The organism is Aliiroseovarius marinus (assembly GCF_050881025.1).
In the GTDB taxonomy this organism is placed as follows: Bacteria; Pseudomonadota; Alphaproteobacteria; order Rhodobacterales; family Rhodobacteraceae; genus Aliiroseovarius; species Aliiroseovarius marinus_A.
Window position 1 is genome coordinate 354968 of sequence record NZ_JBNNXQ010000001.1, and the last position, 23744, is coordinate 378711.

The following is a 23744-nucleotide window of genomic DNA, read 5'->3' on the forward strand; positions in this document are numbered from 1 at the left end:
CGCGAAATACAGGCAGCCTAAAGCATTTCCAACTATTGCCCAATCACAGCAATAACTGGAAACGCACACCACCTTTACATGTTGCGCAGCGTTTCCACATCACGTCCAGTCAACGTAATCTGGCAACACCTTATCATACCATCATGAGTTGAGAAATGCTTGCGCCAGCGCGCGCTTAAAGCGTTTCGGTTTTCCCCTGACACAGGTTAAAACCAAAACGCTTTAGTCAATGGTCACGCCACGGCGCCCGGCCAGATCCGTGAAATACTGCCATGCCACCCGGCCTGAGCGTGCCCCACGGGTCGCCTGCCATTCGATGGCTTCTGCCCATAATGTGTCGTCGTCAATCTCAACCCCGTGAGCGTCGCAATAGCCCCGGATCATGGCCAGATATTCATCCTGATCACAGGGGTGGAAGCCCAGCCAAAGCCCGAAACGGTCCGACAGGGACACTTTTTCTTCAACCGCCTCGGAAGGGTTGATCGCCGAAGAGCGTTCATTTTCGATCATGTCGCGCGGCATCAGGTGGCGCCGGTTTGAGGTAGCGTAAAGCACGACATTCTCTGGCCGCCCTTCGATCCCGCCATCCAGCACCGCCTTCAGCGATTTATAGTGCTGATCGTCATGGCTGAACGACAGGTCATCGCAAAACAGCACAAACCGGTGTTTTGATCCGCGCAGAAGGTTCAAAAGCCGCGCAACCGAGGGCAAATCCTCGCGTTGCAACTCAACGATCTTCAGCGCCTGCCCCCGGGCCAGAACCTCGGCATGCACAGCCTTCACGAGCGAGGATTTCCCCATCCCCCGCGCGCCCCACAAAAGCGCGTTATTGGCGGGCAGGCCACGGGCAAATTGCAACGTGTTGTCCAAAAGCGTGTCCCGCGCACGGCCCACACCGACCAGCAGGTCAAGGGCCACACGTTTTACGCGGGGCACAGGTTCCAGACGATCCGGGCCGATATGCCAGACAAACGCATCGGCGCTGTCGAAATCAGGGGCCTTGACGGGCGCCGGAGACATACGCTCCAGCGCCTCGGCGATGCGGCGGATCGCATCTGCGTCCATCACTCGCCCTTTTCGACCATGCCGGGATCGTCCTCTTCATCGTCAGGTGATGATGCGGCTTTGGTCGCCGTTTCATCGTCTTCTTCCTCGTCGAACTCGGCCATCAGCTCGTCGTCAAGTTCTTCGTCTTCGTCATCCTCGAACCAAAGCCCCTGCGCGCGCAGATCCGCTTCGCGTTTGCTTTCCACCCGTTTCACCAGCTGGATCGAGATCTCATAAAGCCCGTAAACCACGACAAACAAGATCACCTGCGTGATGACATCGGGCGGCGTGACCAGAGCGGCCAGCACCAGAATGCCAACCACCGCATATTTGCGCACGTCTGCCAGACCCTGCGAAGACACCAGCCCGGCCTTGCCCATCAGGGTCAACAGCACCGGCAGCTGGAAACACAGGCCAAAGGCCACGATAAACTTGATCGAAAGGCGCAGATATTCCTGCACCGAACCTTGGAAATCAATCGACGCCTCGACCCCGGTTTCGGCCACGTCCCCCGATTGCTGGAAGCCCAGAAAGAAGTCAAAGGCCAGCGGCATTACCACGTAAAACGCAAAGCTCGCGCCGATCAGGAACATGATGGGTGAGGCGAACATAAAGGGCAGGAAGGCGTTCTTTTCATTCTTGTAAAGCCCCGGCGCCACAAAGCGCCACAGCTGGTAGCTGATATAGGGGAAGGACAAAACCAGCCCGCCAAAAAGCGAGATCGAGATCGCAACGAAGAAACCTTCCTGCAGCTTGATCAGGATCAGACCACAGCTGTCCTGGCCGCGTTCAGCCATCGTTGTGCACAGCGGTTCGGTCAGGAAGTTGAAGATCGGATTCCAGACCGTAAAGCAAATCACCATACCAATGATGAAGGCCACGGCGGAATGGATAAGCCGCGTACGCAGTTCGGCCAGATGCTCGATCAGCGGGGCCGAGCTGTCTTCGATCTCGTCAGTGTCGCTCATGCGTCAGATGTATCCGTGGGTTTGGGCTTGGACTTCGCAGATGCCTTCGAGGCGGTTTTCGAAGCCGTCTTCGTGGCAGCCGGTTTCTTGGCAGCAGGCTTTTTCGCGGCTGTCTTTTTCGCAGCGGGCTTCTTTGCGGCAAGTTTCTTTGCGGCAAGTTTCTTTGCCGGAGCCTTCTTGGGCGCCAGCGCCTTGTCCGCCGCCTCTTTCGCCTTGGCCTTTTTCTGGGCTGTTGCCGCCTCTTTGGCTTCGGCCGCGGCCTTCGCCTCTTCGTCCTGTTGTTTCAGGGCCGACTTGGCGGTTGCCTCGTGGATTTTGCGCGCAGCTTCGGCGCGGGCGTCGTCCATCTCGGGCTTATTGACCTTCGCTTCCTGCGCCTTCACGGCGGCATCGGCATCCTTGGTGTCCTGCAAAGCCTTTGCCGGGTCCCATTTTTCGAACCCATCAGCTGCCTTGTTCAGCGCATCCAGTCCCATAGCTTTCGGAGAGGTGGCAGATTTGAACGTATCGGCAATGTCCTTGGCGCCCGATTGGTCCGCCGCGTCATTCATCGCCTGAGAGAACTCGCGCCCCATCTGCCGCGCGCGCGCCGTAAAGCGCCCCAACGTGCGGAACATGCCGGGCAGGTCCTTGGGACCGACCACGATCAAGGCCACCACGCCGATGACCAGAAGCTCGGTAAAACCGATATCGAACATAGGCTGCGCCTTTCCTTAGGCGGCTTACGCCTTGTCTTTCTCAGCTTCAGGAGTCACGTCTTTGGCGACTTCGGCAGCTTCGTCTTCGATTTCCTTCTTGCCGTCATCCACGCCCTTCTTGAACGCGGTGATGCCTTTTCCGACTTCGCCCATAAGCGACGAGATTTTGCCGCGGCCGAACAGAACCAGCACCACGACGGCGATCAGCAGAAGGCCCGGAAGGCCGATATTGTTGAGCATGTTTTTCTCCCTCACCGAAGGGCCATCCCGGCCCTCTCGAATTATATCGCCTGAAACATGTATTGCCTTCGCGGCCAAGTTCAAAGCCCCAATGCAAAAATCTCGGTCAAAATGCCGCGCAGCAGGGCGTCTGTGGGCGTGTCTGGGGGTGCCGCTTCGATTTTTTGAGCATTTTCTGCTGCACAACGTGGCCTTGGCGCCCAACCTGTGCGCATGTCGCAAAGCGATTCTTCTGGCGGCTCAGCCCTGTGGCGCGTCCGGACCGGGGGCCGTGCGATGTGGGAAGACAAAACAGCGGTCGCGCCGGATGGCGATCCAAAGCGCGGTGCCTTCCTTGGGCAGGAACACAGACGGGACCGAGGCGGTCAGCCGTGCGCCATCCTGCTCCATGCGAAAATCCACAAGGCTTTCCTTGCCGATAAAGCGCGCGCGTTCGACCAGTGCACGTGCCCAGACACCATGGTCGGGCGTCGGGCTTGGGCCCACCCCGCCGCGATCAAAATCGATTTTCAGATGTTGTGGACGGATCACGATATCGACGGTCGACCCATCCGGCACGCCCGGCGCCAGAAATTGCCCAAAGGCAGTTTGGGTCAGGGCGCCCTGCACCACGCCCGAGATCACGTTGACATCTGAGAAGAAAGCCGCCGCCTGCAGATCCACCGGTGCGTTGTAAATGTTGTAAGGCGCGCCACGCTGCACCACCTTGCCGCGCCGCATCAGCGCAATCTCGTCGGCCATACGCATGGCTTCTTCCGGCTCATGCGTGACCAAAAGAACCGCCGCGCCTTCTTCTTTCAGGATGCCCAGCGCCTCGTCGCGGATTCCATCCCGAAGCCGGTTGTCCAGCCCGGAAAACGGTTCGTCCATCAGCATGATTGACGGGCGCGGTGCCAGCGCGCGGGCCAGTGCCACCCGTTGCTGTTCCCCCCCGGACAGTTCATGCGGGTATTTATCGATGAATTTCGCAAGCCCGACCTTGTCCAGAAGCTCACGCACACGCAGGCGTTTTTCCGTACGCGTACCGGTCAGCCCGAAGGCCACGTTCTCGGCAACAGACAGATGCGGAAACAGCGCAAAATCCTGAAACATCAGGCCAATATGGCGTTTTTCCGGCGGCACGAACACGCCGGGGCCTGCCACCATCTTGCCGTCAATCCAGACCTCGCCGGCATCCTGCCGGTCAACGCCTGCGATGATCCTGAGCGTCGTGGACTTACCGCAACCTGACGGCCCCAAAAGCCCCGTCACCTGCCCGGCCTTCAGCGACAAAGACACGTTGCGCACCACGTCCTGACCGCCAAAGCTGCGTCTGAGGTCGCGGATTTCAAGCCGTGCCGTTTCCATTGCTGTGCCGTGCATCCCGGGCATTCCCTCTTCACGCCCCGACAATTCCGATGAATTCCATAAGGCATTCCCCGCATATCAGCCGCCTTCCCGCCTCGCAAGACCACCAGCCCCCCACAGGCGCCAAAAACGACACGCCCCGCGCCCATTGGTCGCCTTTGAGCATGTTTCGCCGTCAGGGCGCGCCACAGTGTAGGCACAGCCCGGAGGTCCCCATGCGCTTTCTGTTCAGCTTTGCCCCATTGCTCCTGTCGGTCGTGCTGCTGCAGCTCAGCTCGGGCGGCGTGGGGCCGCTGGATGCGGTGTCGGGGCTGGCGCAGGGTTTCACCCGCGCCGAGATCGGCCTGCTGGGATCGGCTCATTTCGTGGGCTTTTTCGTGGGCTGCTGGTGGGCGCCGCGGCTGATGGGATCAGTGGGCCATGCCCGCGCCTTTGCAGGTTTCACCGCCATGGGGGCGATCGGGCTTATCGCCCATATGCTTTGGGTCGCCCCCTTGCCATGGGCGGTGATGCGGATGGCAACGGGGCTGAGCATCGCGGGCAGCTATACGGTGATCGAGGCGTGGATGAACGCCCGGATCGACAACAACACCCGCGCCCGTGCCATGGGCGGCTACCGGATCGTGGATATGGGCGGCTCGCTTTGCGCGCAGCTGCTGATCGGGGTGTTGGAACCTGCGCATTACATCTCTTACAACATCCTCGCCATCACCTGCTGCGCGGCAATCCTGCCGCTGGCCCTGACCCGCACCCCTCAACCCGAAACCCCCGGCGCCCCGCGCCTGCGCCCGCTTCTGGCCTGGCATCGCTCGCCGCTGGCCGTGGCAGGGGTCATCGTGGCCGGAATCACATCGGCCGCATTCCGAATGGTTGGCCCGATCTATGGACAAGAGGTCGGGCTGGAGACCGGGCAGCTCGCGTGGTTCCTTGCCGCTTTCGTCTTGGGTGGCGCCTTGGCGCAACTGCCGGTGGGCTGGCTGGCTGACCGCTATGACCGGCGCTGGGTGCTGATCTGGCTTTCCGTTGCCGCAATCGTCAGCTGCGCGGTCACGGCCCTGTCGGCGGGGCTGGGCATCACGGCGATCTTCCTGGCGGCAGGGCTTTTTGGTCTCACCACCTTCCCGATCTTCTCGGTCGCTGCCGCCCATGCCAACGATTTCGCCTCGTCGCCTGAACGGGTCGAGCTGTCCGCCGCCCTGATGTTTTTCTATGCCGTGGGGGCCATCGCCTCACCCCTGGGTGCCTCGCACCTGATCGAGCAATTCGGCCCCGGCGCGCTTTTCTCGATGATTGCGGTCGGCCATGGGGTCCTGATCGTCTTTGGCATCGCCCGTCACCGCTCGCGCCCCACGGTCGAGGACCGCACCCCCTATACCTACACCCCGCGCACATCGTTTTCGATGGGGCGGCTTTTTGGCAAGCTTCGGGATCGGTCCTGATCGCGCGCCACCTCTGGTCATGCCGAACCCCATGTCGTATACGGCCCCAAACACGTTACGGGAGCTACCATGAACCGCGTCCTCATCACCTCGGCGATCCCTTACATCAACGGGATCAAGCACCTCGGCAACCTCGTTGGCAGCCAGCTGCCGGCCGATCTTTATGCCCGCTACAACCGCTGCCGGGGCCGCGAGGTCATGTTTATCTGTGCCACCGACGAACATGGCACGCCCGCCGAACTGGCCGCGGCCAAAGCCGGGAAGCCCGTGGCCGAGTTCTGTGCCGAAATGCATGAGGTTCAGGCCGAAATCGCTGAAGGGTTCCGCCTGTCTTTCGACAATTTCGGTCGTTCATCGAGCGACCGGAACCATCGCCTCACCCAGCATTTCGCGGGCAAGCTGGCCGAAAACGGCCTGATCGAAGAAGTGTCGGAAAAACAGGTCTATTCCAACGCCGATGGTCGCTTTCTGCCCGACCGCTATATCGAAGGCGAATGCCCCAATTGTGGCTATGACGGCGCGCGTGGGGACCAATGCGAAAACTGCACCAAGCAGCTTGATCCCACCGACCTGATCAACCCGCGTTCGGCCATTTCAGGCTCGACCGATCTGGAAGTGCGCGAAACCAAGCACCTCTACCTGCGCCAGTCCAAGCTGAAGGACAAGCTGGATGCGTGGATCGACACCAAAACCGACTGGCCAGTTCTGACCACATCTATTGCCAAGAAGTGGCTGCACGATGGCGACGGTCTGCAGGACCGTGGCATCACACGCGATTTGGACTGGGGCGTGCCCGTGAAGAAGGGCACCGAGGACTGGCCCGGAATGGAAGGCAAGGTCTTCTATGTCTGGTTCGATGCGCCCATCGAATATATCGCGGCAACCGCCGAACTGGCCGACAAACTTGGTGAAAGCGACGAGTTCTGGCAGCGCTGGTGGCGCACCGACAAGGGTGCCGATGACGTGCGTTACGTGCAGTTCATGGGCAAGGACAACGTGCCCTTCCACACCCTGTCCTTCCCCGCGACGATCATGGGGTCGGACGAGCCGTGGAAACTGGTCGATTACATCAAGTCCTTCAACTATCTGAACTATGATGGCGGCCAGTTCTCGACCTCCAAGGGGCGTGGTGTCTTTATGGATCAAGCCCTGTCGATCCTGCCCGCAGATTACTGGCGCTGGTGGCTTCTGAGCCATGCGCCGGAAAACTCGGACGCCGAGTTTACATGGGAGAACTTCCAAGCTTCCGTGAACAAGGACCTCGCCGACGTGCTGGGGAACTTCGTGAGCCGTGTGACCAAATTCTGCCGCTCGAAATTCTCTGAAGCCGTGCCGGAAGGCGGAGAATATGGCGAGGCCGAAGCCGCGCTGATCGCCGATCTGAACGCCAAGGTCCGTGCTTACGAGGGTCACATGGAGGCCATGGACGTGCGCAAAGCCGCGCAAGAGCTGCGTGGCATCTGGGTGGCGGGCAATGAATATCTGCAAGGCGCGGCCCCATGGGCGACGTTCAAAGAGGACCCCGATCAGGCCGCGGCGCAAATCCGTTTGGCCCTGAACCTGATCCGACTTTACGCGGTACTGTCAGCCCCCTTCATTCCGGATGCGTCCGAGACGCTGCGCGCGGCGATGGACACCGATATGGATTGGCCGGGTGACGTGGGCGAGGCACTTGCGACCCTGAAAGAAGGCCACGCCTTCACCGTGCCCGAGAACCTTTTTGCCAAGATCACAGACGAAGAACGCGAAGACTGGCAAGAACGTTTCGCGGGCACCCGCGACGCGTAACAGATCAGACAAGGGGGGCTCGGCTCACGCCTCGCCCCGCTTTCGGTGGCCGCGCTGTCGCGCGGTGCACGCTGCTGCCGCCGCTTATCTGGTGGCCACAGGGGTTGCGCACACTAAATAACGTGTTTCCTCTTTATTTAGCTCAAAACTGCGCTATCTTTACCTGTAAGTAACAAAACCTTGGGCACACTGATTTCAGATGGGCAACACGGGCAGAAAGAAGACCATGGTCGTGCAACAAAAGCAAAAGCCAATCCGGCTGTCGCTTGGTGACAAGCGATCCGTGCGCACGCAGTTTGGCGCCCTGCCCTTTCGCCTCAATGATGGCAAGGTTGAGATCCTTCTGATCACGTCACGCGGAACGGGCCGGTGGATCATCCCGAAAGGCTGGCCGATGGATGGCGAAACGCCCGCCGGGGCAGCCGAAACAGAAGCTTTCGAAGAAGCCGGGATTGAAGGCAAGCTTTATGATCACGTCTTGGGGTTCTATGCCTATGACAAAGGGTTTGCGGGCGAAAAGCTCCCCTGTGTCGTTGCGGTGTTCCCCCTGAAGGTCAAAAAGCAGCTCAAGGATTTTCCTGAAAAAGGCGAACGGCGCCGCAAATGGGTCAGCCGCAAGAAAGCCGCTCAACTTGTGTCCGAGCCGGAGTTGCGCCAGATGATCAAAGGGTTCGATCCCAAGGGGCTGAAATAGCAACGGGGCCAGTTATGGCTTGCGGTCAGGTCACGGGGCCATCATATTTCCTTGGTGCAGATGGTGAGGGCAGATGATCCGATATGCTTTGAAATGTGATCAGGACCACAGGTTTGAAAGCTGGTTCCAGAACGCGGACGCCTTTGACGGGCTTCAGGCGGCTGGCCATGTCACCTGTCCGCAATGCGGGTCCACTGCGGTCACGAAAAGCTTGATGGCGCCGAAAGTACGCCCGGCGCGCACCGCACATAAAGTGCAGTCCACGGAAAACAACGCAGACCAGACGAACCAACCCGCGGCCCCTGCAGGTGCACCGTCACACCCCACGCCAATGGCCGCCCCCGATCCTGAAAAAGCGGCTGAGATTGAAGCCGAGATCGCCAAGCTGCGCGCCAAGGTCGAAGCGGAAAGCGACTATGTCGGGGACCGCTTTGCGAAAGAAGCGCGCGCCATGCATCTGGGCGATGCGCCGGAACGCGCCATCTATGGCGAGGCCAAGCTGGAAGAGGCACGAGACCTGATTGAAGACGGGGTGCCTGTGATGCCGCTGCCGTTCTCTCCCACTCGCAAGATGAATTGACCACGCAGATATCTGCGACGCGGCTTTACGCCAATGCCGCGCATAATTTCTGCCATTCAGTTTGGGACATTGCCTGCGACCCGGCCAGTGCCCAATAGCTCTCGTGATGCTCCAGCACCTCTGACCCCAACTGCACAAGCGCGCCTGATGCAAGCGCCGCCGCGCAGAGCGGCACGGACGCCATGATGACCCCCTGCCCGCCCAAAGCCGCCGACAAGGCGGCTTGAAACGTATCCAGTTTCAAATGCGCAAGCGGCGTGGTTGCAATTCCAAACCGGGCGGCCCAGGCTTGCCAACCGGGGCGCGGGCCGGCGCAGATAATGCGCGGCCAACAGGTCCAGTGATCGCTACGCGACGCCAGAGACGGCGCCGCCATTGGCGCGATTTTTTCCTTATAGAGCTGATACTTGAAAGCGTGTGACCAATCCCCCGCCCCGTAACGAATGCGGATCAGATCATCAATCGGGGCTTCATGCGCGCCCACCACCATAGTCTGCAGTGACAGCTGCCCCCCAGCCAAATCTGACAAGCCCGAAAGGCGCGGCACAAGCCATTGTTCGATCACGGTCGAGCTGGCTGAAATTGTCATCTGGCGACGCCCACGCCCAAACAGTGCCTCGGAACTGTCGTGCAACCCGCCCAGCGCGGTGCGCACATGGGGCAGCCAGGCCTCGCCCTCGACGGTAAGCGCAATGGCACGGGGTTGACGCAGGAATAGGCGCGCACCCAGATGTGTCTCGAGCTGCGCAATGCGCTGGCTGATCGCTGATTGCGTCAGGCCGAGCTCGCCCGCTGCGGCGGTAAAACTGCCCAAACGGGCAGCCGCCTCGAACGCACGCACCCATTCCAAGGGGGGCATTTTGAACATTGCACTTGGCATTAGGATTTCCGCCTCTCAGGTAAAATATTCCTAATTTGCATTTATGCATAAACCCACTCACCCTGTCGTGGCAACGCATCTTCACAAGCCCCATGAAGGACAGGCCATGACAGCAGCGACCATCGACCCCTCTGGTCAGATTCTGACCCTTGAAACAAACACAGGCGCGCGTCGGTTTCACGCCATCTGGCTGCGTGACAACAGCCCCGACCCGGACACCCGCGCGGCAGGAAACGGCCAGCGCCTGTTGGCCCTGCGCGACATACCCGCAGACACGACGCTCAGCGCCGCATCGGTCCAAGGCGACAAGGTTCGGGTAAGCTTTGCCCCCGAAGGCAAGACGGTCGATTTCGATCTGGGCTGGCTGATGGACCACGCCTATGACCTCCCCGCCCCGGCTGACCGCGGCCGCACCGCGCCGGGCATCACCACATGGGGCGCAGAGTTGATGGGCAATGTGCCCTGTGGCGATTTTGCCCAGTTGGCCAGCGATCCGGCTGCTCTGCGCGACTGGCTGGAACTGGTGACCCGCTATGGGTTCGGCAAGATCGAAAACGGACCTGTCGAAGACGGCGCATTGTTCAAGGTGGTCGATCTGTTCGGCTTCGTGCGCGAAACCAATTATGGCCGCCATTTCGAGGTGCGCACCGAGGTGAACCCAACCAACCTCGCCTTCACCGGGCTAGGTTTGCAGGCGCATACCGACAACCCCTATCGTGACCCCGTGCCTTCGGTACAGGTGCTTTATTGCCTGGAAAGCTCGGCAGCGGGGGGCGAAAACATGGTGGTAGACGGGTTTGCCGCCGCACAGAAACTGCGCGACGAAGACCCCGCCGCTTTCGACGTGCTCGCGAGCCACTGCGCGCGGTTTGAATATGCGGGCGAAGAAGGCGTCTGCTTGCAATCGCGTCGCCCGATGATCGAACTGGCCCCGGATGGCGAGATCATTGCCGTGCGCTTCAACAACCGCTCGCTCTCTGCCGTGACGGACGTGCCGTTTGACCAGATGGCGGCCTATTACGCGGCCTATCGCCGGTTGGGCGAAATCATCGACGACCCGGCCAGCGAGGTCACCTTCCGGCTTGATCCCGGCGAAGGCTTTGTCGTGGACAACACCCGCGTTCTGCACGCGCGCAAAGGCTATTCCGGCGAGGGCACACGCTGGCTTCAGGGATGCTATTCGGACCTGGACGGGCTGCGCTCGACCTATGCTGCCATGTGTCGCGCGGGCCAGAAGGAGGCCGCCGAATGAAACCGGATATGGAGAAGCTGACAGCCGAAAACATCGTCGACTTCATCGGAGGTATTTTTGACCGGCGCGGCGGCGAGGAATATCTGGGCGAGCCGGTCACAATGGCCGAACATATGCTGCAAGGCGCCACAATCGCCGAACAGAACGAACAAAGCGAGGAGATCATCGTCGGCGCGCTCTTGCATGATATCGGCCACTTCACATCCGAGTTTGGCACGTACCACCCGGATGATACCGAGGATCGCCATCATGAAGATGCCGGCGCCGAAGTGCTGGAGCAGTTCTTTCCCAGCGTGATCACCGATTGCGTGCGCTTTCATGTGGCCGCGAAACGCTATCTCTGCGCGACCAAGCCGGAGTATTTCAAGCGCCTCAGCCCGGCCTCGGTTCATACGTTGGAATTGCAGGGCGGGCCGATGGACGACGCCGAGGTTGCCGCCTTCGAGGAAAACCCGAACCTTCGCGAGATCATCGCCGTGCGCTATCTGGACGAGGCCGGGAAACGCGCCGATATGGAAACGCCGGACTACTGGCATTTCGCACCGATGGTACAGCGCATGGTGGACAAGCACACAGGCGCATAACAGCGCGGGTCCGGGTCAGCGCATCACGAACGGATCCGGGATCGGGTCGTCGCTGGTGCGCAGCCAGACGGCCTTCACCTTGGTGTAATCAAGGGCTGCCTGCATGCCACCCTCGCGCCCATGGCCCGACAACCCATGCCCGCCAAAGGGCGCAATCGGGCTGACCGCGCGGTAGGTGTTGACCCAGACGATGCCCGAGCGGATGCGCCGGATCATGCGATGTGCGCGGGTCAGGTTCTGGGTGAACAGCCCCGCCGCAAGGCCGAAATCCGTGTCATTTGCGATGGCGATGGCCTGGGCTTCGTCGGTAAACGACGTGACCGACAGGACCGGCCCGAAGAACTCGGTGGTCAGACAAGGCGCATCCGGCGCGTCCGTGCAATCGAGGATCGTGGGCGGGAAATAAAACCCGTCGCGCTCCAACGCCGCGCCGCCCGTGACCAGTTTCGCCCCCGCCTTGATCGAGGCCTCAATAACCGAAGCCGCATGGTCGCGCTGACGCAGGGTGCAAAGCGGCCCGACCTCGGTCGCCATGTCGCCGGGATCGCCGATCACGATGGCCTCGGCCTTGGCTTTCAGTCGGGCAAGGAAGTCATCCTTGATCCCCGCTTCGATCACCAGCCGCGACCCCGCCACACAGCTTTGCCCGGTGGCTGCAAAAATGCCCGAGACCTGCGCGTTCACCGCACTGTCCAGATCCGCATCGGCAAAGACGATAAAGGGCGATTTGCCGCCCAGCTCCAACGAGGTCGAGGCAAGGTTTTCCGCCGAATTGCGCACGATATGGCGCGCGGTCTCTGGCCCGCCGGTGAAGGCGACATGATCCACATCGCGATGACTGGTAAGGGCCGCGCCGACCTCTGCCCCGCCAGTGATCACGTTGAAAACGCCCTTGGGGAACCCCGCCTGATCGAAGAGCCGCGCAAATTCAAGCATCGGCGCGGGGCCATCTTCGGACGCTTTCAAAACCACAGTGCAGCCCGCAGCCAGCGCAGGTCCGATCTTGACCGCCGACAAAAACAGCTGCGAATTCCACGGCACAACAGCGGCCACGACGCCCACGGGTTCACGCCTGAGCCAGACCTCCATATCGGGCTTGTCGATCGGCAGATGCGCGCCTTCAATCTTGTCGGCCAGCCCCGCGTAGTACCGGAAATACTCGGCCACATAAGCGATCTGCGCGCTGGTTTCGCGGATGATCTTGCCCGTGTCGCGGGTTTCGATCCGTGCCAGCTGGTCCCCGTTTTCAGCAATCAAATCCGCCAGCCGCATCAAAAGCTTGCCGCGCGCGGTGGCCGTCATGTCGGCCCAGTCAGGCGCGAAGAACGCATTACGGGCAGCCGCGACCGCGCGATCTACATCCGCCACGCTTGCCTCGGCCATCCGCGCCCATGGCGTGCCCGTGGCCGGGTCGAGGCTGTCAAACTGCGCCGCCCCTTCTGAGAACTCACCGCCGATATAGTGCTGAAAAATCTGCATTTTTCCCTCCGTCAGGTGAATGCGGGCATGACCTGTTGGATGAACCGCTCCAGCGATGCCTTCTTGCGCTCAAAGCTCATCGAGCTGTCGATCCAGAACGAGTATTCATCATATCCCAGCGCTTCGTAAGTCTTGAGGCGGGTGATGACCTGATCGGGCGTGCCGATGACCAGATCGCGTTCCATCGCCTCGGGCGAATAGAAGGGATGGGCGGCGATATCCTCGTCCGTGAGCGGCTCGATCAGCCCTTGGCTAATCTCGCGCTTGTTCATGAACCACGCGCCGAAATAGCAGTAGAAACGATTGAGCTCTTCGGCGCCCAGCTTCACATCTGCGGCATCCTCGGCCACATACGTGTGCTGCAGCAACATAATTTTTGGGCGCGCCACATCGGGAAATTTCTCGCAGGCCGCGTTGAACTTGCCCATCAGGTCCGAGATCTCCTCGTCCCCTTTCCAAAGCGGCGTGACCTGCACGTTGCAGCCGTTCGAGACCGCAAATTCATGGCTGTTGGGATCGCGCGCGGCGACCCAGATCGGCGGACCACCGGCCTGCAGCGGCTGTGGCGCCGAGGTGGTTTTGGGGAAGGAGTGAAACGCACCCTCATGGGTGTAATCCCCTTTCCAAAGCCCCTGCACCGCCGGGATCAGTTCGCGCATGCGCTGGCCGGCCTCCCAGGCATCCATGCCCGGCATCAGGCGCTCGTATTCGAACTCATACGCCCCACGCGCGATGCCCAGTTCCAGCCGGCCTTCCGTGATCAGGTCGGTCATCGCCGCCTCACCCGCCAGCCGGATCGGATGCCAGAACGGGGCCACCACCGTGCCTGTCCCCAGCCGCACGTTTTTTGTGTGGCGCGCAAGGTCCACAAGGTTCAGCATCGGGTTGGGCGCGATGGTGAAATTCATGCCGTGATGTTCGCCGGTCCAGACCGCATGCATCCCACCCGCATCGGCGATCTTCGCCAGCTCGACAAACTCGTCATAAAGCTGCTTTTGATCCTGATCGGGGGAAATGCGCTCCATATGTGCGAAAAGCGAGAATTTCATCGCGTTGCTCCTTTGTCGCCATCCTTCAGCGGGCGCACTTGCCCGGCGACTTGATTGCCATAATACACCCCGAAATTGCCCATCCGGCTTTCCACCGCAAACCGTTCCAGCATCGTGCAGGCCACGGGGTCTGCGATGTCCATCAGGGTCGAGGGGGAAAGCGCGGTGAACAGGCCATGGCGGGTCGTCTCACCCCCCGCCTGACACAGAAACGAGATATGCTGCGTTTCGCGCGCTTCATCTTCGTAGACGGAATAGATGAAACCGGGTTCGGCATCGACGCCGGTATCATTGATAAGCTTGGTCAAAGCAGCCCGCGCGCCGCCTTTGCCGACCTTGGCCTCAGGCAGAGCCAGCCGCCCCTCGCCTGCGTCCACAAGCAACACCTTGCCTTCATGTTCGATCAGCGCAGACACCATCAGCTGCGCGTTGTCGTTGAGCGCTTCGGCTTCGGCGGCAGGTGTGACATAGGCCCCGCGCGCATAGCCAAGACCGGGATGGATCGCGTTTTCAAACCCTTCAACACGGCCAATCAGGATCAGGTGATCGCCCGCCTCGACCCGGTTGAACATGGTACAGTCAAACCACGCCGAAACACCCTCAAACACAGGCGAGCCTGCCGGGCCGTCCTGCCAGTCCACCGCGGCGAAGCGGTCCTCGACCGGGCGGGCAAACGTGTTGGAGACCTCGACCTGATCTTCGGCCAGCACATTCACCGCAAAGCCGCCTGCGCGGGTGAAGGTGTCATAGTTGGACGAGCTGTTGGCAAGGCACACGAGCACCAAGGGCGGGTCCAGTGACACCGAGGTGAACGAGTTGGCCGTAAACCCAACCGGCTTACCATGCGCATCTTTCGTGGTGACCACAGTCACGCCAGTCATGAAGGCGCCAAAGGCATTGCGCAAGGCGCGCGGGTCGATGGGATCTGTCGCGTCGGTCATGCGATCTCTCCTGTTGCGGGGCGGGCCAGCCAGTCACGCAGCGCGTTGGTTACGGCTTCGGGTGCGGTCAGGTTCACCATGTGGCGATGGCCGTCGATGATCACAGCCTGCCCGTTTTGCGCGGCTTTGGCCATCGCGCGTGCCATGGCGGGGGTCGAATTGGCATCCTCGTCCCCGGTCAGCGCCAAAAGCGGGCAGTGAATGGTTGCGAAGCGATCCGCATAAGTCGCATCCCCATGGGCAAAGGCGCGATACGCCATGGCGTAGCCGTCAATATCCACCGATGACAGCCACCCGGCCACCTGCGCCCGCGCGACTTGATCTGCGCGGCTGTCTGAAAACCAACGGTCCAATGGCGTGTCGAGGTCGAACGCCCCCTCGCCGATCACAGCAGCGCGGGCGATCACCGCGTCACGCGCGGTTTGATCCCGACGATAAACCCCATTGACCAACGCCACGCGGGACACCCGGTCGGGCGAGGTCACGGCAAACCCAGCAGCGATCAGCGCCCCCATGGAATGCCCGGCCAGCGCGACGGGGCCAAGCTCCAGCGCGTCCAGAACGGCGTCCAGCCAGCGAACGTAGACAGGCAGGCCGCTCTGTGCGGGCAAAGGCGCGCTGCCCCCATGTCCGGGCAAATCCAGTGCAATGACCCGATGAGTTTTTGACAGCGCCTCTATCTGCGGGGTCCAGGCAGCAGATTGCATACCCACCCCATGGATCAGCACCAAAGGCGCACCCGCACCCACATCGCGCAGGGCAACCGGACCAAAGGGATCAGACAGCGGCCGGGTTATCAACGTCATGGCCCAATTCCTTCAGGTCCTGATAGCGATCGCCAATCCGGTGATGTGGCCGCCCGCCGATCGACGCGCCCAGCGCGATCACGATCTCGTCCGGGCCGGGGGCGTCTGCCACCTGCAGCTGGATCGTCAGGTAGTGGCTGCGCCGTCCGCCATCGTTCTTGTCCATCAGCGGAATATGCAGGGGCGCATTGGCCGGCCCGCGTGTGTTGGTGAAAGACAGATAGGATTTCGCCCCCACCGCCTCGCGGTAATGATTGCCAAAACGCAGCGTGTGGATCAGTGCCGAGCCATGCTCGACCTCGCCGTTCACGCCGACAATGGCGGATTTGCCGTAACCTTCGACCTTGTCGCCCCCTCCGGCGGCCTCCAGTACCATGCCGGTCAGAAGCTCCCCCAGGCCCGGCGCGCAGTCATGGATCGCGGGCTTCAAATCTTCGACAAACCCCTGCCCGGCCCATGGGTTTGCGATCACGGCCACAGCCGCAATCATCGTCAGCGGAGTGTCTGCGGGCTTTCCGCCCTCAATCAACGTGTGCTCCACATGCAGGAGTGTTTTGCGAATTTCAGCGGGCATTTGGCACCTGTTACCGGGTTGTGATTCGAGTTATCGTATGATGGTATACCATAAGACCGTAAGTCAATCCCGCCTTGCCTGCGCCCTTCGCCTTTGCTATCGCCGAACCATGACCACGCCCAGCCTTGCCAAGATCTCTCAGCCGCCCGCCACTTTGCGGGACATGGTTCAAGACCGTATGCGCGAAGCGATCATCGAAGGCCACTTTGCGCCCGGAGACCGTCTGGTCGAACGCCCCCTGTGCGAGCAGCTGGGCGTCAGCCGCACGGTGATCCGCGAAACGATCCGCTATCTGGAAGCCGAAGGCTTGGTCGAGATCGTCCCCGGCCGTGGCCCGATCGTTGCCCGGATGAGCTGGGACAACGCCCGCCAAATCTATGAAATCCGGCGCGTGCTGGAAACCGCCGCTGCGCGCGCCTGTGCACAGAACATCTCTTCCCAACGCGCCAATGCCCTGCGCGCAGCCCTCTCATCGTTGAAAGATGCGTTGGAGCAAAACCAGCCCGGCGCCCTGTTTCGCGCCACATCGGCTTTCTACAGCGAGATTTTCGAGGGCGCAGGTCACCATGTCGCCTGGGAAATCGTCGAACGTCTGAACGGCCGCATCAGCCGCTTGCGCAGGATGACCCTGTCTTCAACCGACCGTGACCGCCCCGGACCGGACCATATGCAAGCGATCTGCGACGCGATTTGCGCGGGCGATGCGGATGCTGCGGCCATGGCGGTCGCGCGTCATCTGGATGACACCGCCGCAATCGCCGCCCGCCTGCTCAACGAAGTGCCCGATACCTGACAGCGCGCTTGGGTCAGGATGGGTCGCGAAAGCCTTTGCGGCGTGCGGCTTCCGCCACAGCAGCCTGATAAAACAGCTCTTTCTGAGCGTCTGTTTGGGTGATTGGCACCACATCCATCTGGTCCAGCATCTCAGCAAGCCGCGCCTCAATCTCGATCGCATCTGACGCCTCAAAGCAATACCTGCGCAAATACCAGGCCAAAAACCGAACCCGGGCATCCGCATCCACGGGCGGGCCCAGAACCGCGGGCAAAAGCATCGACAGATCTGTAACGCTGGTTGTGGCCATCTGGAAGTCCGACGCCCCGAAACTGACCACATGTGCGCCGTGCACAAGCGCCTCGAAAAGCACACCGGAGTTACAGCCGACCACGCAATCTGCCCGGGTGATCAACCCATGGATCGATCCCGTGGCAATCATGACATTGGGATGTTCTGCCTCCAGCTCGGCCAAGGCGGGGCCAACGCGTGCCGACTTGCAAAACGGATGCCGCTTGATGATCAACCCCCGCCCGGCAGCCTGCAAATCCGTTGCCAGACGCCGCGCGACATCAATCTGGTCCAGATAGGCCAGCGTCGCGACCGGATCATCTTCTGTCTGCAGCGGGAAAAAGACAAATCCCCCTTCTGGCACGTCATCGAGATGATCAGGCTGCGCGTATTTCGAGATATTCTGATTTTGAATGCGAGCGCTCAGATCCAAAACGAATTCCCGCGCCGCCTCCAGCGGGTAGACATCAATCTCTGACAAGAAGGCATCTGGATGACGCGACAACGCCGAAAACCCGGAAAAACCTTCCGTATCAAACGTGTAGTAAGGCGGGATATAACTTTCCTTCAACCGGACAATATTTCCGCGCGTGCCTTGAGAATGATAACTGATCACCAGTTGATCATGGCGATATAGCCGCTTGGCCGTGTCTGCTCCGAACGGCAATTCCACAGGCAAAATACGCACCGACAGACGGGCAAGCGCGGTTAGGATCGAGGCATAAAGCCGCTGGTGGCGCACGCCATCATTGGGGTTGTCAAACCACCCCGCCGGCACCTCCAAAACGACCTCTGCCTCGCGCATTTCTGACCCCTCAGTCCCTTTTTTCGCCCAGCGGGAACATCACGCGCCCGACCAATCGGAACACCGGGCTGGCCATGCTGCGCACAAACAGGATCGGGTCCACCATCATGTCATTGACCAGATGACCGCGCCCGCTGCGCACAAGGATTTGGCGCAGCACCGGCTTCCAGAACCGCAAAAGGCCACCCGGACCATATGGGTTGGCGTTGGGATACATGAGACCGGTGATAAAAGGGCGGCGCGGGGACCATTTCTCGCGTGCAAATTCGGCAGGCTCGCGCATAAATTCCAGCACCAGCTCGGGGTCCAGATTGCGCGCGGTCATGGTCGCGGTCAGAACAGGGGACAAGCCCCAAAGTCGCCATCCCCAAAGCCCGTAGGACAACACGCGGGGCGACGGGCGTTCTGGCGCAGGATCGTCCTTGGCAAAGCGTTTCGGTTCAGAAAATCCAGCGCGGTCTGTGCGTGGCTTGGCACGGTCATACGCCGCCCCTACAAGCGCTATTTCCGCCTGCGTCAGCCATGCGCTATCCGGCTCGCATGTCGCCTGCCCGCGAAACAGTGGGCCGTCGCGTCCCAAGACATCATGGGCGATCTCGTCGTTGGACGCACGCGCCTCTTCCATGATTTTGCGCGCAGCTTCTTTGGGCAGGACCCAAGGCTTTACCGGCTCGGCACCCTGGGCCGCGCGTATTGCTGCACACCCACGCGAGACCTCTTCGATAAAAGCGAAATAGCTTGCGCGACTATCAAAGGGCAAACCATTGAAATGACGTATCAATTCAACATGGGCTGCACCGAATTGCGCCTCGTTTCGCGCGGAATCCGTGGCATCGGCAAGGGTGTTGAGAATGGGCAAATTCAACGCCTGAGCAAAATCTGCAATCAACCTACCGTCCACAAATTCCTGAGGATCATACAGCCGAACCGTGACGTTTTCTGCGCCAATTTTGTCAGACCAGGCCCGGATCGGCGTGCGATAGTCTAGCTGTCGGCGGGTGTCCGGACGGTCAAGCCATGCCAAGATCGGCTCTTCCACGCGCCCCACGGCCCCACCTGAAACAAACTCGCAATACTGTGCATTCGCCCAGTCATCCTGCCGACGCAGATACGCAATCATTTCGACGTCAAAGCCATCGAAATAATCAGCAATCAACTGCGCGTCATCTTCCAGAAAGAAGGCTTCGCTGGACAGGATAATCGTGTGAACTGTATCACCAAGCCGCGCCAGACCTGCCTCGATATGCTTTCGCAGCGCGGGATCGCCACGACGCGCACAAGCGCTGAACTGCGCATGGCCTGCCTGTTTGTGAGGGCGGTTTCGTTGCCAAAACAAGCCGACTTCCGGAAACCAGATGCCGGCGCGCAGAAGCTCGGGTCGGTTTGCCTCCAAGAGGTGCTGCAAATAGGTGCTGCCGGTTTTTGTCGCACCGATATGCACAACGATACGCGGCCTTGCCGTGCCTCGTCCGGTGACCGCGTGATCATGGGCAATCCGATCATTGCGGGCATAGCAATTCAGCGCGACCTGCAGATCCTGATGCAGCGCGTCATCGGGCGCGCGCAGCATCTCGTCCAGATAAAGCTCCTGAGCAATGGGATGCGCGGCAGCCGCGGCGTCGACCAGATCGTCGCGCGAGGCGCGAATGGCGGCGACCACAAGGGCCAGCGCAGCCTGATCCGGGCCGTAGTCGGGTGCCAGCCGGAAATCCCTGTCAAAATCACCCGCACGGAAATCGCAACGTTCAAACATGCCTGAAAGATGCGCCAGAAAATCTGACCGCGCTTTCTGTCCGGCCGCACGATAGAAACGGTAAGGGCCAGCGACGAACATGTGTTCGACCATTTTTGACAGATGAAATTCCAGATGCGGGCGCAAGGCGTGGCTACGACTTGCCGCACCAGCCGCCAGCAGAATATCGAAACTGGCATCAAAATTCTTGAGCTGAAGATCAAAGTCGCGTGCGGTCCGATCTCGGCGCATGGTCGAACCGGTGCGCATGCGATAAGCGGTACAGGGCACATGCGACACACCGATCCGGGTCGCCTGGGTCAAGGCCTTTACGACAAAGGCCCGTTCCTCCCATTGCGGGGTCAGGAAACGGATATCGTGGGTGTTCAGAAACTCTCTGCGATACAGGAAGTTCCAGCAATTGGGACTGTGAAGAAGCGCCGGATGATCGGCATAGGTGGTTGCCCCAATACGGGCCGGGAAATGCACATTGTCAGGGTCTTCGCGGCTTTCGAGGAACACGTCCTTGTCCGAGAACACGGCGATCTCGGCCTTGCGCCCCCGCACCAGATCGCAGTTTTCGGCGTCAGCGTGCCTGACCAGCTCAGCCAGCATATCGGGGTTGGGCAACCAGTCGTCCCCATCCAAAAGCCAGATATACTTGCCGCGCGCCACGTCGAGCGCCTTGTTGCGTGCAAAGCCCTGCCCAACATTTTCGCTAAGCGTGATTGGCTGGATGCGCGTGTCGCGGGCGGCCAACCGGTCGATCACCGCCTGGCTTTCGTCAGGGCTGGCATCATTCACGGGGATGATCTCGATCTCGCGCAAGGTTTGGGTCTGAACAGACCGCAGGCAGGTCTCGATGTAAGCCTCGACCCCATGCACCGGAATAATGACGGACACGATGGGCGCGCCAATCTGTTCGGGCCGGTTGGTCATGGTGTTTTCATCCGCGTAATCAGGCACGTGCCAAACCTCTTGAGGTCTTCAAATTCGCGGCATGATAGACCGGGCAGTCACCAAAGGACAGAGCGGATTAAGCGCACAACTTAAACCGCTTAGCCGAAAATCTCGCGGGTCAGTTGGTCATAGCGCACAAGCGTCGACAAGACATCTTCCAGCTCGCTCAGCGGGATCATGTTGGGGCCATCGCTGGGGGCAGTATCCGGGTCTTCATGCGTTTCAAGGAACACGGCAGAAACCCCAACCGCCACAGCAGCGCGCGCCAGCACCGGTGCAAATTCCCGCTGCCCGCCCGAAGAGGTCCCCTGCCCGCCCGGCTGCTGCACCGAATGGGTGGCGTCAAAGACAATCGGCCAACCGGTCTGCGCCATGATCGGCAGGCCCCGGAAATCCGTCACCAGCGTGTTGTAGCCAAAGCTGGTGCCCCGGTCACACAGCATGATCCGCTCATTCCCGGTACTGGCCAGCTTGTCGGCCACGTTCTTCATATCCCAAGGGGCAAGAAACTGGCCTTTTTTCACATTGATCGCCGCGCCTGTTTCACCTGCGGCCAACAGCAGATCTGTCTGACGGCACAGGAAGGCAGGAATTTGCAGCACATCAACGGCCTCGGCCACGGCGGCGCAATCTGCGGCGTCATGAACGTCGGTCAAGACCGGCAGGGCAAATTCTTCGGCGATTTTCGACAGGATCGACAAGCCTTCGTCGCGGCCCAATCCACGCACGCCCTTCAGCGATGACCGATTGGCTTTGTCATAGCTGGCTTTGAAAATGAAGCGCGCACCGATACGGTCGGTGATCTCGATCATGCGCTCGGCCATCATGCGGGAATGATCCAAGCTTTCCAGCTGGCAGGGGCCAAGAATAAAGGTCACAGGCGCGCCGGCGCCGATAGAGATGTCTTTGATCTGAAAGGATTTCGGGGTCATGCTTGGGCCTCCAACGCGGCTTCGATCCGGTCGACGTCATGGGGGTTGTTCAGCTCCCAGAACACACGGCCACGGGCTTCGACTTCGACGCAGCGGACCTTAACGCCAGCCTCGAGAAAGCGCAGCTGCTCAAGCCCCTCAAGGTCTTCCAACATCCCTGCCCCATGCGCCGCATAGGCCGCAAGGGCCGCTGGGCGATAGGCATAGGCGCCTACGTGATGAAACACGGGCAGCGGAGCGCCCTTGGGCAAGGAAGCAGCGTTAAACCAAGGCAGCACCTCTTTCGAGAAGTAAAGCCCGTTCATCTGACGATCCATCACGGCGGTGGTGCCGCCAACCATGCCGTTCTTGCGATCCTCGACGAAGCGCTCGTAGGTTTCGGTGTCGCAGCGCAGAACCGGCGTGGCCACCTGAACCGTTGCATCTGTTTTCATGGCTGCGATCATGGCGGTGATAAACCATGGCGGGGTCAGAGGCGCATCGCCTTGCAGGTTCACCACGATATCCGCCGTCACAGCCCCCGAGGCCACAGCCTCGGCGCAGCGTGCAGTGCCGTTTTCGCAGGCGCTGGAGGTCATGATCACGCTGGCGCCAAAATCGCGTGCGGCCTCGGCGATGCGGTCGTCATCGGTCAGCACATGCACCTCGTCCACGCCGTCGACTGATTGCGCCGCCTCCCAGCTCATGCGGATCAGCGATTTGCGGCTGCCATCCGCCTGCGTCAGTTCGACCAACGGCTTGCCGGGATAGCGGGTCGAGGCATAACGCGCCGGGATCAGAATGGCTGTCTTCATCAGGCGACACCTCCACGCAGCAGGTCATGCATGTGCAGAATACCCACCGGGGCACCGGCGTCATCCACCACCATCAGCGATGAAATGGCGTTTTCGTTCAACACCGCCAGGGCGGTCGCCGCCAGCGTGTCGCCGGTGACGGTCAGGGGCGCCGGGTTCATAATATCGCCCGCGCGGTGCTCAAACAGCTGGTCGATTTTGCGCCGCAGGTCGCCGTCGCTGATCACACCCACAAGTTGGCCATCCCCGTCCACGACGCCTGATATGCCAAAGCCTTTCTGGGTCATCACCAGCACCACCTCGTTCATTGGCATGTCGCGGTCAACCAAGGGCACGGCATCGCCGCCATGCATCAGGTCAGACACATATTGCACCTGTGCGCCCAGTTTGCCGCCGGGATGGAAAACGCCGAAATCCCGGTCCTGAAAACCGCGTTCAATCATCAGCGCGGCGGCCAGCGCGTCGCCCATGGCCAGCGTCAGCGTGGTCGACGTCATCGGCGCCATGCCGATCGGGCAGGCCTCGGGCGCATCGGGCATCAAAAGCTGGTAGTCAGCCGATCGCATCAGCGTTGATCCCGCATGTGACGAAATCCCAATCAACGGAATCGAGAAACGTTTGCAGTAATAGATCATGTCACCAAGCTCGGCCGTTTCGCCAGAGTTGGAGATCAGGATGCAGATATCATCCGCCCCGATCATGCCCAGATCGCCATGGCTGGCTTCGGTCGGATGAACAAATAGTGACGAGGTGCCAGTGCTGGCCAGCGTAGCCGAGATCTTGCGCCCGATATGGCCTGATTTCCCAACACCCGCGACGATGACCTTGCCGTTGCATTCGATGATCCGCGCAACAGCGGGGGCGAAATCCGCCGGCTCTTCGTTTCGCAGACGGGTGAGCGCCTTGATCACGGTGTTCAATGTTGTGCTGAAGGCGTCCATCCGGGCAGTTCCACCGTCAATTAATAAGGTACGGGATGCAGGCATCGTTATAGAGCACCCCCTTTGATTGCAACCGGCAATAGGCTGCGGGCGCCACCTGCACCACCGAAGCCCCAAGACTGGCCTGACGCAACCTCTGGTCCGCCGCGAG

At 60.7% G+C, this 23744-nt stretch carries 23 protein-coding genes; 7 read left to right on the forward strand and 16 right to left on the reverse strand.

Annotated features, from left to right (window positions below; genetic code table 11):
- Positions 1 to 222: 222 nt before the first annotated feature.
- The 5 genes from ACRY08_RS01660 to ACRY08_RS01680 form a co-directional block, all read right to left on the reverse strand.
- Positions 223 to 1065, reverse strand: coding sequence for an ATP-binding protein (locus ACRY08_RS01660; protein ID WP_432448083.1), 843 nt, complete (start codon positions 1063 to 1065; stop codon positions 223 to 225).
- Entirely contained in the window at positions 1065 to 2015 is a 951-nt protein-coding gene (tatC, locus tag ACRY08_RS01665) for a twin-arginine translocase subunit TatC (protein WP_432448084.1), read from the reverse strand. The genes ACRY08_RS01660 and tatC overlap by 1 nt, the downstream gene beginning before the upstream one ends.
- Positions 2012 to 2713: a Sec-independent protein translocase protein TatB gene (gene tatB, locus ACRY08_RS01670; RefSeq protein WP_432448086.1), complete on the reverse strand. Its 702-nt coding sequence runs from the start codon at positions 2711 to 2713 to the stop codon at positions 2012 to 2014. Before tatB ends, tatC begins: the two co-directional genes overlap by 4 nt.
- Positions 2714 to 2737: 24 nt before the next feature.
- Positions 2738 to 2953 carry a twin-arginine translocase TatA/TatE family subunit gene (locus tag ACRY08_RS01675; protein WP_432448087.1) on the reverse strand — a complete coding sequence of 72 codons (216 nt, stop codon included), beginning with the start codon at positions 2951 to 2953 and terminating at the stop codon, positions 2738 to 2740.
- Positions 2954 to 3193: 240 nt separating this feature from the next.
- Positions 3194 to 4315, reverse strand: coding sequence for an ABC transporter ATP-binding protein (locus ACRY08_RS01680; RefSeq protein WP_432448089.1), 1122 nt, complete (start codon positions 4313 to 4315; stop codon positions 3194 to 3196).
- Positions 4316 to 4515: 200 nt separating this feature from the next.
- On the opposite strand from ACRY08_RS01680, the gene ACRY08_RS01685 reads away from it, so the two are divergent.
- From ACRY08_RS01685 to ACRY08_RS01700, 4 genes are all read left to right on the forward strand, one after another.
- Positions 4516 to 5739, forward strand: coding sequence for an MFS transporter (locus tag ACRY08_RS01685; RefSeq protein ID WP_432448091.1), 1224 nt, complete (start codon positions 4516 to 4518; stop codon positions 5737 to 5739).
- Between the two features lie 69 nt (positions 5740 to 5808).
- Entirely contained in the window at positions 5809 to 7527 is a 1719-nt protein-coding gene (metG, locus tag ACRY08_RS01690) for a methionine--tRNA ligase (protein ID WP_432448092.1), read from the forward strand.
- 226 nt (positions 7528 to 7753) lie between these two features.
- A complete protein-coding gene (locus tag ACRY08_RS01695; RefSeq protein ID WP_432448094.1) occupies positions 7754 to 8221 on the forward strand; it encodes an NUDIX hydrolase in 468 nt (155 codons plus the stop codon).
- Positions 8222 to 8294: 73 nt separating this feature from the next.
- Entirely contained in the window at positions 8295 to 8801 is a 507-nt protein-coding gene (locus tag ACRY08_RS01700; RefSeq protein WP_432448095.1) for a DUF1178 family protein, read from the forward strand.
- 25 nt (positions 8802 to 8826) lie between these two features.
- Here ACRY08_RS01700 and ACRY08_RS01705 read toward each other — a convergent pair whose 3' ends face one another.
- Positions 8827 to 9669 (reverse strand): LysR family transcriptional regulator, encoded by an 843-nt coding sequence (locus ACRY08_RS01705; protein ID WP_432448096.1) that lies wholly within the window; start codon positions 9667 to 9669, stop codon positions 8827 to 8829.
- Between the two features lie 118 nt (positions 9670 to 9787).
- Here ACRY08_RS01705 and tmpA point away from each other — a divergent pair, with 118 nt between their 5' ends.
- Positions 9788 to 10933: a 2-trimethylaminoethylphosphonate dioxygenase gene (tmpA, locus tag ACRY08_RS01710; RefSeq protein WP_432448097.1), complete on the forward strand. Its 1146-nt coding sequence runs from the start codon at positions 9788 to 9790 to the stop codon at positions 10931 to 10933.
- Positions 10930 to 11517: a (R)-1-hydroxy-2-trimethylaminoethylphosphonate oxygenase gene (gene tmpB / locus ACRY08_RS01715; protein ID WP_432448098.1), complete on the forward strand. Its 588-nt coding sequence runs from the start codon at positions 10930 to 10932 to the stop codon at positions 11515 to 11517. Before tmpA ends, tmpB begins: the two co-directional genes overlap by 4 nt.
- Positions 11518 to 11532: 15 nt before the next feature.
- On the opposite strand, the gene ACRY08_RS01720 is transcribed toward tmpB, so the two are convergent.
- From ACRY08_RS01720 to ACRY08_RS01740, 5 genes are read right to left on the reverse strand one after another with little or no spacing between them, the layout of a single operon-like run.
- Positions 11533 to 12996: an aldehyde dehydrogenase gene (locus tag ACRY08_RS01720; RefSeq protein ID WP_432448099.1), complete on the reverse strand. Its 1464-nt coding sequence runs from the start codon at positions 12994 to 12996 to the stop codon at positions 11533 to 11535.
- A gap of 11 nt (positions 12997 to 13007) precedes the next feature.
- Positions 13008 to 14045 (reverse strand): LLM class flavin-dependent oxidoreductase, encoded by a 1038-nt coding sequence (locus tag ACRY08_RS01725; RefSeq protein ID WP_432448101.1) that lies wholly within the window; start codon positions 14043 to 14045, stop codon positions 13008 to 13010.
- The gene (locus ACRY08_RS01730) at positions 14042 to 14986 is read right to left on the reverse strand and encodes a flavin reductase (RefSeq protein WP_432448103.1); all 945 of its coding nucleotides are present in this window, start codon (positions 14984 to 14986) and stop codon (positions 14042 to 14044) included. Before ACRY08_RS01730 ends, ACRY08_RS01725 begins: the two co-directional genes overlap by 4 nt.
- Entirely contained in the window at positions 14983 to 15792 is an 810-nt protein-coding gene (locus ACRY08_RS01735; RefSeq protein WP_432448104.1) for an alpha/beta fold hydrolase, read from the reverse strand. The genes ACRY08_RS01730 and ACRY08_RS01735 overlap by 4 nt, the downstream gene beginning before the upstream one ends.
- Entirely contained in the window at positions 15764 to 16366 is a 603-nt protein-coding gene (locus tag ACRY08_RS01740; protein WP_432448105.1) for an amino acid synthesis family protein, read from the reverse strand. The genes ACRY08_RS01735 and ACRY08_RS01740 overlap by 29 nt, the downstream gene beginning before the upstream one ends.
- A gap of 109 nt (positions 16367 to 16475) precedes the next feature.
- Here ACRY08_RS01740 and ACRY08_RS01745 point away from each other — a divergent pair, with 109 nt between their 5' ends.
- Positions 16476 to 17159 (forward strand): GntR family transcriptional regulator, encoded by a 684-nt coding sequence (locus tag ACRY08_RS01745; protein WP_432448106.1) that lies wholly within the window; start codon positions 16476 to 16478, stop codon positions 17157 to 17159.
- A gap of 13 nt (positions 17160 to 17172) precedes the next feature.
- On the opposite strand, the gene ACRY08_RS01750 is transcribed toward ACRY08_RS01745, so the two are convergent.
- The 5 genes from ACRY08_RS01750 to ACRY08_RS01770 all read right to left on the reverse strand — a co-directional run bounded on the left by ACRY08_RS01750 (position 17173) and on the right by ACRY08_RS01770 (position 23638).
- Positions 17173 to 18234, reverse strand: coding sequence for a hypothetical protein (locus tag ACRY08_RS01750; protein WP_432448107.1), 1062 nt, complete (start codon positions 18232 to 18234; stop codon positions 17173 to 17175).
- Positions 18235 to 18244: 10 nt separating this feature from the next.
- On the reverse strand, positions 18245 to 20932 hold the full coding sequence (locus tag ACRY08_RS01755; RefSeq protein ID WP_432448108.1) for a glycosyltransferase family 2 protein: 2688 nt from the start codon (positions 20930 to 20932) through the stop codon (positions 18245 to 18247).
- Positions 20933 to 21024: 92 nt separating this feature from the next.
- Positions 21025 to 21858 carry a 3-deoxy-8-phosphooctulonate synthase gene (gene kdsA, locus ACRY08_RS01760; protein WP_432448110.1) on the reverse strand — a complete coding sequence of 278 codons (834 nt, stop codon included), beginning with the start codon at positions 21856 to 21858 and terminating at the stop codon, positions 21025 to 21027.
- Positions 21855 to 22652 carry a 3-deoxy-manno-octulosonate cytidylyltransferase gene (locus ACRY08_RS01765; protein ID WP_432448112.1) on the reverse strand — a complete coding sequence of 266 codons (798 nt, stop codon included), beginning with the start codon at positions 22650 to 22652 and terminating at the stop codon, positions 21855 to 21857. Before ACRY08_RS01765 ends, kdsA begins: the two co-directional genes overlap by 4 nt.
- A complete protein-coding gene (locus ACRY08_RS01770; RefSeq protein ID WP_432448114.1) occupies positions 22652 to 23638 on the reverse strand; it encodes a KpsF/GutQ family sugar-phosphate isomerase in 987 nt (328 codons plus the stop codon). The genes ACRY08_RS01765 and ACRY08_RS01770 overlap by 1 nt, the downstream gene beginning before the upstream one ends.
- Positions 23639 to 23744 lie beyond the last annotated feature (106 nt).

Excerpts from the sequence above, each read along its gene's own strand:
- ACRY08_RS01730 (WP_432448103.1), bottom strand. The coding sequence starts at position 14,986 with ATGACCGACGCGACAGATCCCATCGACCCGCGCGCCTTGCGCAATGCC.
- ACRY08_RS01705 (WP_432448096.1), bottom strand. The coding sequence starts at position 9,669 with ATGTTCAAAATGCCCCCCTTGGAATGGGTGCGTGCGTTCGAGGCGGCT.
- ACRY08_RS01735 (WP_432448104.1), bottom strand. The coding sequence starts at position 15,792 with ATGACGTTGATAACCCGGCCGCTGTCTGATCCCTTTGGTCCGGTTGCC.
- metG (WP_432448092.1), top strand. The coding sequence starts at position 5,809 with ATGAACCGCGTCCTCATCACCTCGGCGATCCCTTACATCAACGGGATC.
- ACRY08_RS01745 (WP_432448106.1), top strand. The coding sequence starts at position 16,476 with ATGACCACGCCCAGCCTTGCCAAGATCTCTCAGCCGCCCGCCACTTTG.
- ACRY08_RS01695 (WP_432448094.1), top strand. The coding sequence starts at position 7,754 with ATGGTCGTGCAACAAAAGCAAAAGCCAATCCGGCTGTCGCTTGGTGAC.
- ACRY08_RS01660 (WP_432448083.1), bottom strand. The coding sequence starts at position 1,065 with ATGGACGCAGATGCGATCCGCCGCATCGCCGAGGCGCTGGAGCGTATG.
- ACRY08_RS01680 (WP_432448089.1), bottom strand. The coding sequence starts at position 4,315 with ATGCACGGCACAGCAATGGAAACGGCACGGCTTGAAATCCGCGACCTC.
- ACRY08_RS01675 (WP_432448087.1), bottom strand. The coding sequence starts at position 2,953 with ATGCTCAACAATATCGGCCTTCCGGGCCTTCTGCTGATCGCCGTCGTG.
- tatC (WP_432448084.1), bottom strand. The coding sequence starts at position 2,015 with ATGAGCGACACTGACGAGATCGAAGACAGCTCGGCCCCGCTGATCGAG.
- kdsA (WP_432448110.1), bottom strand. The coding sequence starts at position 21,858 with ATGACCCCGAAATCCTTTCAGATCAAAGACATCTCTATCGGCGCCGGC.
- ACRY08_RS01725 (WP_432448101.1), bottom strand. The coding sequence starts at position 14,045 with ATGAAATTCTCGCTTTTCGCACATATGGAGCGCATTTCCCCCGATCAG.
- ACRY08_RS01770 (WP_432448114.1), bottom strand. The coding sequence starts at position 23,638 with ATGCCTGCATCCCGTACCTTATTAATTGACGGTGGAACTGCCCGGATG.
- ACRY08_RS01750 (WP_432448107.1), bottom strand. The coding sequence starts at position 18,234 with ATGCGCGAGGCAGAGGTCGTTTTGGAGGTGCCGGCGGGGTGGTTTGAC.
- ACRY08_RS01700 (WP_432448095.1), top strand. The coding sequence starts at position 8,295 with ATGATCCGATATGCTTTGAAATGTGATCAGGACCACAGGTTTGAAAGC.
- ACRY08_RS01765 (WP_432448112.1), bottom strand. The coding sequence starts at position 22,652 with ATGAAGACAGCCATTCTGATCCCGGCGCGTTATGCCTCGACCCGCTAT.
- ACRY08_RS01720 (WP_432448099.1), bottom strand. The coding sequence starts at position 12,996 with ATGCAGATTTTTCAGCACTATATCGGCGGTGAGTTCTCAGAAGGGGCG.
- ACRY08_RS01740 (WP_432448105.1), bottom strand. The coding sequence starts at position 16,366 with ATGCCCGCTGAAATTCGCAAAACACTCCTGCATGTGGAGCACACGTTG.
- tatB (WP_432448086.1), bottom strand. The coding sequence starts at position 2,713 with ATGTTCGATATCGGTTTTACCGAGCTTCTGGTCATCGGCGTGGTGGCC.
- ACRY08_RS01685 (WP_432448091.1), top strand. The coding sequence starts at position 4,516 with ATGCGCTTTCTGTTCAGCTTTGCCCCATTGCTCCTGTCGGTCGTGCTG.
- tmpB (WP_432448098.1), top strand. The coding sequence starts at position 10,930 with ATGAAACCGGATATGGAGAAGCTGACAGCCGAAAACATCGTCGACTTC.
- tmpA (WP_432448097.1), top strand. The coding sequence starts at position 9,788 with ATGACAGCAGCGACCATCGACCCCTCTGGTCAGATTCTGACCCTTGAA.